An 11,022-nucleotide genomic window follows, 5' to 3' on the forward strand; every position below is an offset into this window, starting at 1 on the left:
CTATAGTAAGAGAGGTGAATATTTTGGATTTCGAAGCGATATACGAGAAATATTTTCATACAATCTACAAATACATACGATTGATGGTTTCACACGCGCAGCTGGCTGAGGATTTGACACAGGAAACGTTTGTCAGAGTATTAAAGGCAAATTTTCGTAATGAGGCGCATATTCAAACATTTATTCGGCAAATTGCACGCAATCTTGTCATCGACCATTATCGAAAAAAAGCATTAATTCAATGGCTACCTTTTACACAAGAGCATGAGCAGCATGATTTCACTTATACACCGGATGATTGGCTTGCTCGAAATGAAATGCGGAAAGAGCTATATGAGGCATTACAGCAATTAAAGCCTGTGCAGCGAGAAATCATTATTTTTCGCAAAATCGAGGAGCTATCGATTGAGGAAACGAGCTGGATTACTGGCTTATCTACAACCAAAATTGCCAATACACAGCGCGGTGCAATGAAAAAGCTTCAACAACTATTAGGAGGTGAATGGCATGAATCGCCTTAAACAACAGCTACAGCAATTAAATCATTTACCAGAAAATAAACAGCTAAAAACACAAATAAAGCAATCGCTTGCACAGCAGCCTAGCAAAAGGTCTTTTCAGTGGAAAATCCCTGCAACGATGATAGCCATTTGTAGTATCTTCATTTTATTACTGCTAACAAACCCTGAGCATTCACTGCAAAATGCACACACACGCTCTGCTACACTTTATACGTATTTCGATGGGGAAAAAGGAAACTTTAAAGCAAAGACCTCTAGCCTGTTATATTCGCCTATACAAAAATGGCAGGATGAAGAATTTATTCAATACTTCCACAATATCAAAAGGCTTTCGCCAATAAATGATGGTCAGCTTGGTCAACATATTGTAGATGTTATTTTCGTTGAAAATGGGGAGCAAAGGAAATTTCAAATATCTGAACTGGACATGTATGATGTTGACCAAAATGTTTATTATCAAGATGATAGTGCGAGGTACTCCTATATTTTCATGAGTTTATTTCAATCGAAAAAGGCGAGTCTCCTCTTTTCCATTTGCCTGCTCGCTATATTTACAATTAATTTTTTATCCATTCAATACTATAAAAAACGCAATATAGATATGCGAGCTGTTTTTCCGAGAACAACAAGCTCCTATATTGAATTATTTGCTACAGTAAGTGTACTTGCTCTGTTTACTTGTTGGATTTTTTTCATTGGACCTGTCTACATTCCTCCTTTCGCCGCCTTTTTTATTTTCAGTGCCCTTTGGCAGCTGCGAGAGATGAAGCGTCGAGCCCCATCATTAACTATTTTAAAATTCGAACGAGGGAAAATAATTGTTTTGTGTAGCTTAATTAACATTTTGTTGTTCTTCGGTTTTTAAAAAATAAGAGGAATGTCTGCAATGAGACAATCCTCTTATTTTGTATTTCAAATGACAGCCCATTGCTGCAAAATTTTTTCTAGCTGCTCAGCCGTCGATTGCTTTGTTGTGTTATTGTAGATGACTGCATCGGCTCCTTTTTCCTTCACAGACATCGGAAGCTGGGAGGCAATGCGTGCACGCGCCTCACTTTCTGGTAGCTGGTTGCGCTCCATTAAGCGTGCAAGCTGAATTTCCTCTGTCACTGATACAACTAAAATTTTATCAACAAAATGCTGGAGCTTGCTTTCAAATAACAGCGGAATATCCATTACCACATGTGCTGCACCATTTTGTACAAGCTCATCGCGTTGACGTAGCATTTCTGCCCGAATCGCAGGGTGGATAATATCATTTAACACTTTGCGCTGGGCGGGCTCATGAAAAATAATGGCGCCAACCTTTTCACGATCCATTGTGCCATCCTCTTTCATCACCTCTTGTCCAAAGGCTTCAGCGATTTGCTGCAATGTCTGCGTCCCAGGCTCTACTACCTGTCTTGCTACAATATCTGCATCAACAATTGGAAGCTGATAGCCCTGTAGCATTTGTGCAACGGTGCTTTTACCGCTCGCAATACTGCCTGTTAATCCGATAATCATCTAATCTCCCCTTTATCCTTTAGCAACCATTTAGGTACTAGCTTTATGTAAATCAGCTCTCCTATAAGCTGTACAATAAATAAAATAGGCGTCGAAGCGAGCATTAACTTCTCATTACCCTTTCCTAGCTGTGTGAAAACAATAACATAATCAATGCATGGTGTTAGCAATACTAGGCATACGCCTACTAAAATTGGCGTGGACTGTGGAAACAGCGCAATCAATACGTAAACGATGAGCGGCACAGCTAAAAAATTACCGATAACTAATGCGGCAATAAATTTACGGTTAGCTAGCGCCTCACGTAGCTTGAAAAATGGAATTTGCGCAAGCATGCTATAGAGTAAAATAGCAATCAACGGTGTAATCATCCCCGTAAAATAAAAGGCAATATGCTCATTTGCTATACCGACTACCGCTCCTAGCAATAGCGCAAAGGTGTACACCCAAATTTGCTGCTGCTCTAGCCTTTCTCTATAATGCGTCACATCATTCTCCTTTGCCTACTATTTTTGACAGCTTGGGCAATATGTCGATGTACGCCCAGCAATGACAACGGATAGTGTTGCCGTTTGACAGCTCGGACAGCTTTTATGACTATACATTTTTAAACGATTTTGCATCGAGCCTGCCCCACCGTTGACAGTGCGGTAATCAGAGATTGTTGAGCCGCCATTGTCAATGCTTTCTCGTAAAACATTGACAATCGCTTGGAACAGCTCCACTTTCTTTGCTTTCGGAATGGCCTTCACCTTTTTCGTCGGTCGCAGCTTTGTTGCAAACAATGCTTCTGTCGCATAAATATTGCCACAGCCTGAAATGACCTGACCGTCCATAATGACTTCTTTAATTGTTTTATTTTCATATTTTGGCTTTGCACATTGCGCAAGGAAAAATTCACATGCATAATCATCAAACGGCTCTGGTGCCATTTTCGTTAATGGTGCATGCTCCTCAATCGTGCGTAAAAAGCGTAGCTCTCCGAAGCGGCGAATATCGCTATAGACGAGCAGCTCGCCGCTTGCTAAAGCAAAGGTTGCATGAATATGCTTACGGAATTTTTCCTCTGCAATTTCTGCCACATTTTGCACGACAAACCATGCACCTGTCATCCCTAAATGGTTGACGAGCACAAATGGCTCCTCGTCTTTTTGTAAGTGGATAAAAATATATTTTGCACGACGTTCAATTGCTGCAATGGTCATTTGTTGAACGCTCGTCTCAAACCATTCAAGCGCTCCACCTTTGACAATCGTTTGCTTACCTGCTGCATGTGATGTGTAAACTGTATCCGATAATGTCACAGATTGAATTATTTTACCTTCAACGAGCGGCTTCAAATCGTTGACGACACCCTCAACCTCCGGTAATTCAGGCATAAAATCACTCCTTACTTTGCGTCATACCAAGAGTAGCCATGTGAATAATCTACTTTTAATGGGACAGCTAGCTCAATCGCCGACTCCATCACTTCTGGTACGATACGCTCTAAAATTTCTATTTCTTCAACTGGTGCTTCAAAAATTAGTTCATCATGTACTTGTAATAATAGCTTTGCCTGTAAGCCTTCTTTTTTCAAGCGGGCATCCATATTAATCATCGCTTTTTTAATAATGTCTGCTGCGCTTCCTTGAATCGGTGTATTCATCGCAGTCCGCTCAGCAAAGCTGCGCAAATTGAAGTTGGAGCTATTAATTTCAGGTAAATAGCGACGGCGATTTAAAATCGTTGTCACAAAGCCTTCGCGCTTCGCGTCTGCCACGATACTTTCCATATAGCCCTTTACCCCAGGGAAGCTTTGCAAATAGTTTTCAATAAACTGCGCTGCTTTCTTACGTGTAATATCTAAGTTTTGTGACAAGCCATAATCGCTAATCCCATAAATAATACCGAAGTTTACCGCCTTTGCTGTTCGGCGCATATTCGCTGTTACCTCATCTGGATTTGTCACACCAAACACATCCATCGCTGTACGTGTATGAATATCCATACCTTCTTTAAATGCCTCGACAAGCGTAGGGTCCTGACACATATGTGCTAAAACGCGTAGCTCGATTTGTGAATAGTCCGCCGCAAATAGCACCCAGCCCTCTTTTGATGGCACAAATGCTTGGCGAATTTTACGTCCTTCCTCCAAACGAATCGGAATATTTTGCAGGTTCGGGTCTGTCGAGCTTAAACGTCCTGTTGCTGTCAATGCCTGCTGGAAGCGCGTATGCACTTTGCCATCGTCCGCATGTATCTCTTTTGTCAAGCCTTCGATATATGTTGATTGTAGCTTTGCTAATTGACGGTAATCTAAAATATGCTTGACAATATCATGCTCAGATTGTAGCTTTTCAAGCACATCCGCCGCTGTTGAATAGCCTGTTTTCGTTTTCTTCAAAACAGGTAGCCCTAGCTTATCGAATAAAATGACACCTAGTTGCTTCGGTGAATTAATATTAAATTCCTCACCAGCCTGCTCATAAATTGTTTGTTCAATAACCGCAATCTTCTCTAGCAACGCCTGTCCCATTTGCTTTAATGTTTCAACGTTTACTGAGATTCCTTCGATTTCCATATCTCCTAAAATTTTTGCAAGCGGCAATTCTAAATCATTATATAAATCGTATTGCTCATTTTCTTTTAATTTTTTCTCAACGACAGGCTGTAAATGCCATAAAGCAATTGCTTTGCGACTCACATGGTCCGCTAACACAGCCTCTTCTGGCACTGACCATTTTGCGCCTTTGCCATAAATGACTTCGTTTGCTTGCACATTTGTATAGCCAAACTCCTTCGCAAGTGTCGCCACATCATCACCCGAAATGGCTGGGTTAACGATATACGAAGCTAAAAGCAAGTCAAATGCTACTCCCTCTAGCTTAATGCCATGTCGCGCAAGCATCGCCTGTGCCGCTTTGCTATCCACAACATATTTTTTCTTGGAGGCATCCTCTAGCCAAGCTTTCAATTCATCACTCTGTAAAGCTTTGTCCACAGATATATATTTTGCATCTGTTCCATCTGTTAGCGCAAGGCCAAGCATATCGCAGCTATGATAGTGCTCATTTTCTAGCTCCACATGCAGCGCCATCGTCTCTTTTAACATCGCAGCTGTCACATGATCTACAATGCTTAGCTGAATCTCCTCCTGCTCCTGTACTGCGCTTTGCATATCGCTTTTTTCGATTAATGATTTAAAGCCTAGCTCACGCCACACTTCAAGCAGCGCATCCTCGTTTGGTCCAGCATAGGCCAAATCATCAAGCGTTATGTCAATCGGTGCTTCTGTAAAAATCGTGGCAAGCTTTTTCGATAAATGAGCGCTTTCCTCATTTTCTACAAGCTTTTCCTTCATCTTTGAAGCTTTCATACCATCAATTGCCTCGTACAATGCTTCCACTGAGCCGTATTCCTTTAACAGCTTAATTGCCGTTTTTTCCCCGACCCCTGGAACGCCTGGAATATTATCTGATGCATCACCCATTAGCCCCTTCATATCGATAATTTGCGCAGGTGTGAGCCCGTATTTTTCCTCGATATGCGCTGGTGTATATTTTTCAATATCCGTTATTCCTTTGCGTGTAATATACACGGTTACATTGTCAGTCGCAAGCTGTGTTAAGTCTTTATCGCCTGACACAATAATGACATCGATGCCGTTCGTTTCAGCTTGCTTCGCCAATGTGCCAATAATATCGTCTGCCTCATATAAATCAAGCTCATAGCGTTTAATATTGTACGCATCAATTAGCTTGCGAATATAAGGAAATTGCTCAGATAGCTCAGGTGGTGTTTTTTGACGTCCACCTTTATATTCGCCATAAGATTCATGACGGAACGTCGTTTTCCCCGCATCAAACGCGACAAGCATTTGCGTTGGCTGCTCCTCTTCTAAAATTTTTTGCAGCATTGTCGTAAAGCCATATGTCGCATTCGTATGAATTCCGCTATCGTTCGTTAATGGTGGCAATGCAAAAAATGCACGGTATGCTAGGCTATTGCCATCAAGTAATAATAATTTTTCCTTCGCCATTGGGTACGCTCCTTTTTTCGTTCTAAAGTCAAAACATGCGTTCGAACTACTCTCCTCTTAACTTTAGCGTGAAATCAAGTTTTTTTCCACCAAAAAAGGCGCTTTTGCATAAACTTTCCTAAAAAGTTTGGCAAAGCACCTAATACGCTATTTCAATTTCTTAAACTTATATTGCTCTCCTGCATGTTGATTTTTTTTATAGAAGATTTCCTCAAAAATAATTGTTAATAAAAAGGCATTTAAAAAGCTAATAATTAAATATAACGGCATCCCACCGAGCTGGTATGGCATTAGGCTTCTCATAAACACTTCCACAAAGCCGACTTGTGCAAAATAAAAAATCATGCCAACACCAACTTGCCAAATTGGACGCGGATCTTTGCGCTTTTCAAACCACAGTACCTTTTTAAAGGCGCTACGTACATCCTCAGCAATAATAACACCAAGTATAAATATGACAATAAACAATACGGGTATATGAAATAGGCTCATTTTCATCCATTCAAAATGGCTTGACTGAAAAAGTGCCGTTACTGACGTTGCAATAATAAATGCGACTAGCAAATTTTGAATTCGCTTGCTCATACCATTCACCTCTCTATGAAATTGCATACTCTATTATAACAAGAAATAGAAAAGTGAAAAGGAACTTCTTTCTCCTAATATGACAATTTTAGGTTATAGTGCAAAAGTTGCGATTCGCCAGGCGGAACTGATTTTTCGCCCAACCAACCTAAAAAGAGCTGTCCGAATTTTTTCGGGCAAGCTCCTTTGCTTTAAACTTTAAAGCGCTCAATTTGCGCTTTTAAATGACCAATCATTTCATTTAGCTCCGTCGCAATGCTCATTAATATTTTCGTTTTACATATATGTAAAATAGTTAATAGCTAAGCGTTTGCTGTTTCGTTGTAATGAATGACATGAAATCCATTGCTAAAACACGTTCATTTTGACTAAATGAATCGCTGACAAAAAAGATAACTGCAAAGGCTGTTCCATAGTCAAAGGGCAATACGCGATATTCTAATAGATGGTCAAACTGTGCTTTAATCTGCTCATGGTCAATTTGCTCAATATCAGCAAACGTTAAATGGCTATCAAACTCTGCACAGGTGAAGCTATAAATGCGGTCATCCATTGCTGCAATTTTCTGTGCCCAATCCGGTTCCCATTGCCGCAAAGCATATTCGTATGGATTGATTTGATATGCATGCACACCGAGCTCTGTTGTGCCTACGCCTGCAAAACGTAAAGGATTTACTTCAATTGGAATTACAGACCCTTGTGCATCCATGCGCAGCTCGATATGGAATGGGTAATTATTTATTTGTAGCGACTGACCTAATTCACGTAAATACGCCTCGATAACAGGCAAATATTCTGTCAACACGTGCTTGCTCGTATAATAAATACGGTCACTCATATCCTCCTCATCTCGGAACATGCGTGCAAATAAATTTAAAATAATTGGTTGACCTTCTGCGTTAAAATACGCATCTACCGCCAATTCCTGTCCTTCTATGTATGTTTCTAAAATAAATGTTTGGAAGTTTAAAATGTCCTCTGAATATGAAGTAGCAAGCCCATCATTCGCAATTAATTGCTGGACGACTTCTGTAAATTGCTCGGCATCTTTAATTTTTTGAACACCTACGCTTGAATAACCGATAGCTGGCTTTAAAATAATTGGGTAAGGTATAGATGCTTTATCAATCTTGCTTAAATCGTGTAATGTGCTTTCTTGAAAATAGAAATTAGGAAAATACGTTGCTAAATGCTTGCGCAATGCGGCTTTATTTTTAAATAAATTTGTCCATTGCACCGCATTTAAATGTGGAAATTGCTCTGTTAAAACTTTAATTGCATGCTCTGAATTTATTACAATAAACTGGTCTTGTGGCCAATTTACCCCCTCTTGTGACCCGTTGATAAAGCACTTTTAATCAATGTCATACATCGGTGTCGTCGTTTTAAGTAACGCCTGCTCCAGCATTGGTGAAATATATAATGGATCTAATAAAATCATATCTTTCCCTCCTGAATAATCCTTTAGAATCATTAAAAAGCATTATATATAAATCAAATAACCTATCAATCAACAAGTCTAAATAATCATAAACCTATTATATTATAATATTCTTGTCTGACCACCCTTTTTAAAAAAATGGATAAATTATCATCGATTTTTAAAAGCCTTATTTCAAAGGGGTTACACACTTAAAACAGCAAAGGCTATTTGAATAATGGGACATTCGCCCATTTTCCAAATAGCCTGTCAATTTATTTATTCTAAGTAGCCAGATAGTATTCTAGCATAAGGAGAGTCTGATGGTAAAATAATGACTGTATCATCACCGATCGTCTTCTTATATGATTCTAGCGTACGATAAAGCGAGTAAAATTCAGGATCTTGTGCAAAGGCTTCGTTATAAATTTTTGCCGCCTCAGCTTCCCCTTGGGCAATCGTCACAGCAGCTTCACTATTTGCCTTTGCTAGCAATGTTTGCACCTCTTGATCTGTTGCTGCTTCCTTTTCACGCTTCGCAGCATCCCCTTCAGATAAATACGTTTGTGCTGTTTTTTCACGCTCTGAAATCATACGTGTAAAAATTGCTTGCTCATTTTCTGGCGGTAAATCTGTACGACGAATACGTACATCAACTACTTCAATGCCATAGTTATCGTTGGCTAATAGCTCATTTACTTTTAGCGTAACGCTTTCATTAATATCACCGCGTGACGAATCTGTATCATTAATAATTTGACCGTAATCTAATTTACCAAGCTCTGTGCGAATAACTGAATAAATAAATTCACTCATACGACGCTCTGCATTTGGTAACGTCCCTGCGTTTGAAATCAACGCCTTTGGATCTACTACACGCCATACTGCATAATTATCGATAATAATACGCTTTTTATCCTTCGTATTAATTTCTTCCTGCATCATATCATATGTCATTAAATTTTTCGGTAATGTCGTCACACTTTGAATAAATGGTATTTTCATATGCAGCCCAGGCTCGCGCTCATATTTCACTACTTCACCAAATTGGCGTACAATCTTATATTCATTTTCCTTTACGATATAAAGATTGGCAAAAGCGATAATACCAATGGCGAAAATAGCTGTGATAATAAAGGCAGAAGTAACCCATTTACGCATATTTTTAGGCTGCTTTTCTTTTTTAATCGTGCTCGGCTCAGCGTCTGCTGCGTCTACGACTTTACCCTTCTTCTTCGTTTTATCACTCAATAACTTTTTTAAGAACTTCTCTAAATCTCCGTCGTTGTTATTGTTACTCATTGACTATCGCTCCCTTCCTCTTTCGGCTTTGGTGTAGCTGGCTGGATTGGTAAATATTTCATCGTACTACCTTCATCATCGTTCATAATATAAATTTGCGCTTGTGGCAATACCGTTTCTAGCGTTTCTAATACAAGTCGCTCACGTGTAATCGCTTGATTCCCTTTATATTCATTGTAAAGCTGTTTAAATACAGCGACATCTCCTACCGCCTGCTCAATACGTGCAACCTTTTGTCCCTCAGCCTTAGATTTAATAGCAGCGATTTCCCCTTGCACTTCACTGATTCGTTGGTTTCTATATTTATCTGCTTGGTTAATTTTCGTCGATTTCGTTTCGCGTGCATCCGTCACTGCTGTAAATGCTGCACGCACTTCTTCATTTGGTAATTCCACATCCTGCAGCTTAACACCTAATATACTAATCCCAACATCGTACTTTTCCATTAATTGTGATAATAGCTCACGTGTTTTCGATTCAATTTCTGATTTTCCATCCGTTAAAGCGGCATCAATTTTAGAGTTTCCGATAATGGAACGAATGGCGCTAGATGTCGCACTATGTAATAGCTCCTTTGGCTCCTCTGAATTAAATAAATACTTTTTTGGATCAGTAATTTTCCATTGCACAACTAAATCTGTTAAAACGAAAAACTCATCCCCTGTAATCATTTTTGTTTCGGATGGATATAGCTCCATATCCCCTTGAGAACGCTCTTTATAGCCAAATTCTAAACTAAATGTTTCCTTCGATAAAACTTCTACTTTTTGCATCGGCCATGGTAGCTTAAAATGCAGCCCCGACTCTGTAATCGTTTCTCCTGACTTACCAAAAGTCACAACAACCGCTTGCTCAGACTCATCTACTGTATACCATGTTGTAAAAGCAGCGATGATGGCGAATATCGCAAAAAGCCCTAAAGCAATTGTTAGTAATGTACGCTTTGTACTCATATATGTGCCTCCCTTTATTTTGCTATAGCTTTTTTACGGAGAAGCCTACGAAAAGGTTTCAGAATTATGTTGATTTTTTTAATAATAAAAAAAGCGCCCAGATAATTTCGAGGGCACTGAAAAAGTCCCTCAGGCACAAGTGAGAGAGTACAGGAACGAATATTCGTTCCTGTACTCTCTTTTTCTTCGATGCCGTTGATTTCCATTGCGGCGGACGCGTTTCGCGGGCACGGCTCCAGCCTTCTCCCTCGCTTTGCTCAGTCCGGGTGCTTCCGCTCGTGCTGTTCCCGCAGAAGTCGCCGCCTCCATTCCAATCAACTGGGACCACTTTCATCACTAGAAGGGTTTTCCTCTCGTATAATCTCACAAATTTCCTGTATAATTAAAGGACTAATAAAAGGTGGTGCGACCATGATTTCTAAACAGGAAACATTCAATTTAAGCCCGTACATGGCGTTGTACGATTTAATTATTCCAAAGGACAATATGCTTCGCCAAATCAATGAACTTGTGGATTTCTCATTTATTCTAGACGAACTAAAATCGAAATACTGTTTAGTTAATGGCCGTAACGCGATTCCACCGATTCGCATGTTTAAATATTTACTGTTAAAAGCGATTCATGACCTGTCGGATGCCGACCTTATCGAACGTTCAAAATTCGATATGTCCTTTAAATATTTTTTAGATATGGCACCAGAAGAGGAAGTGATC

11 protein-coding genes are annotated in these 11,022 nt (G+C 39.7%); 3 read left to right on the forward strand and 8 right to left on the reverse strand.

All coding sequences use genetic code 11. The features are described 5' to 3' along the window. Nucleotides 1-14 precede the first annotated feature (14 nt). Both M3Z76_RS10385 and M3Z76_RS10390 read left to right on the forward strand, forming a co-directional pair. Nucleotides 15-521, forward strand: a complete 507-nt coding sequence (locus M3Z76_RS10385) for an RNA polymerase sigma factor (protein WP_293926116.1) — start codon at nt 15-17, stop codon at nt 519-521. Beyond that, nucleotides 508-1,386 carry a hypothetical protein gene (locus M3Z76_RS10390; RefSeq protein ID WP_293926113.1) on the forward strand — a complete coding sequence of 293 codons (879 nt, stop codon included), beginning with the start codon at nt 508-510 and terminating at the stop codon, nt 1,384-1,386. The genes M3Z76_RS10385 and M3Z76_RS10390 overlap by 14 nt, the downstream gene beginning before the upstream one ends. Before the next feature lie 47 nt (nt 1,387-1,433). On the opposite strand, the gene coaE is transcribed toward M3Z76_RS10390, so the two are convergent. The 8 genes from coaE to hflK form a co-directional block, all read right to left on the reverse strand. Beyond that, a complete protein-coding gene (gene coaE, locus M3Z76_RS10395; RefSeq protein ID WP_293926111.1) occupies nt 1,434-2,027 on the reverse strand; it encodes a dephospho-CoA kinase in 594 nt (197 codons plus the stop codon). Further along, nucleotides 2,024-2,515 (reverse strand): hypothetical protein, encoded by a 492-nt coding sequence (locus M3Z76_RS10400; RefSeq protein WP_293926109.1) that lies wholly within the window; start codon nt 2,513-2,515, stop codon nt 2,024-2,026. Before M3Z76_RS10400 ends, coaE begins: the two co-directional genes overlap by 4 nt. Nucleotides 2,516-2,533: 18 nt before the next feature. Beyond that, nucleotides 2,534-3,406 (reverse strand): bifunctional DNA-formamidopyrimidine glycosylase/DNA-(apurinic or apyrimidinic site) lyase, encoded by an 873-nt coding sequence (gene mutM / locus M3Z76_RS10405; RefSeq protein WP_293926106.1) that lies wholly within the window; start codon nt 3,404-3,406, stop codon nt 2,534-2,536. Between the two features lie 11 nt (nt 3,407-3,417). Beyond that, nucleotides 3,418-6,048 (reverse strand): DNA polymerase I, encoded by a 2,631-nt coding sequence (polA, locus tag M3Z76_RS10410; protein WP_293926104.1) that lies wholly within the window; start codon nt 6,046-6,048, stop codon nt 3,418-3,420. A 147-nt stretch (nt 6,049-6,195) separates the two neighbouring features. After that, nucleotides 6,196-6,633 (reverse strand): DNA polymerase I, encoded by a 438-nt coding sequence (locus tag M3Z76_RS10415; protein ID WP_293926101.1) that lies wholly within the window; start codon nt 6,631-6,633, stop codon nt 6,196-6,198. 295 nt (nt 6,634-6,928) lie between these two features. Continuing rightward, entirely contained in the window at nt 6,929-7,870 is a 942-nt protein-coding gene (locus tag M3Z76_RS10420) for an ATP-grasp domain-containing protein (protein ID WP_293926099.1), read from the reverse strand. A gap of 462 nt (nt 7,871-8,332) precedes the next feature. Further along, nucleotides 8,333-9,355, reverse strand: coding sequence for a protease modulator HflC (hflC, locus tag M3Z76_RS10425; protein ID WP_293926096.1), 1,023 nt, complete (start codon nt 9,353-9,355; stop codon nt 8,333-8,335). After that, complete coding sequence (gene hflK, locus M3Z76_RS10430) at nt 9,352-10,308, reverse strand: FtsH protease activity modulator HflK (protein WP_293926094.1); 957 nt, start codon at nt 10,306-10,308, stop codon at nt 9,352-9,354. The genes hflC and hflK overlap by 4 nt, the downstream gene beginning before the upstream one ends. 411 nt (nt 10,309-10,719) lie before the next feature. Here hflK and M3Z76_RS10435 point away from each other — a divergent pair. Next, a partial coding sequence (locus tag M3Z76_RS10435; RefSeq protein WP_295656257.1) for a transposase occupies nt 10,720-11,022 on the forward strand: 303 nt, incomplete at its 3' end.

Source organism: Metasolibacillus sp. (assembly GCF_025291715.1).
Lineage (GTDB): Bacteria > Bacillota > Bacilli > Bacillales_A > Planococcaceae > Metasolibacillus > Metasolibacillus louembei.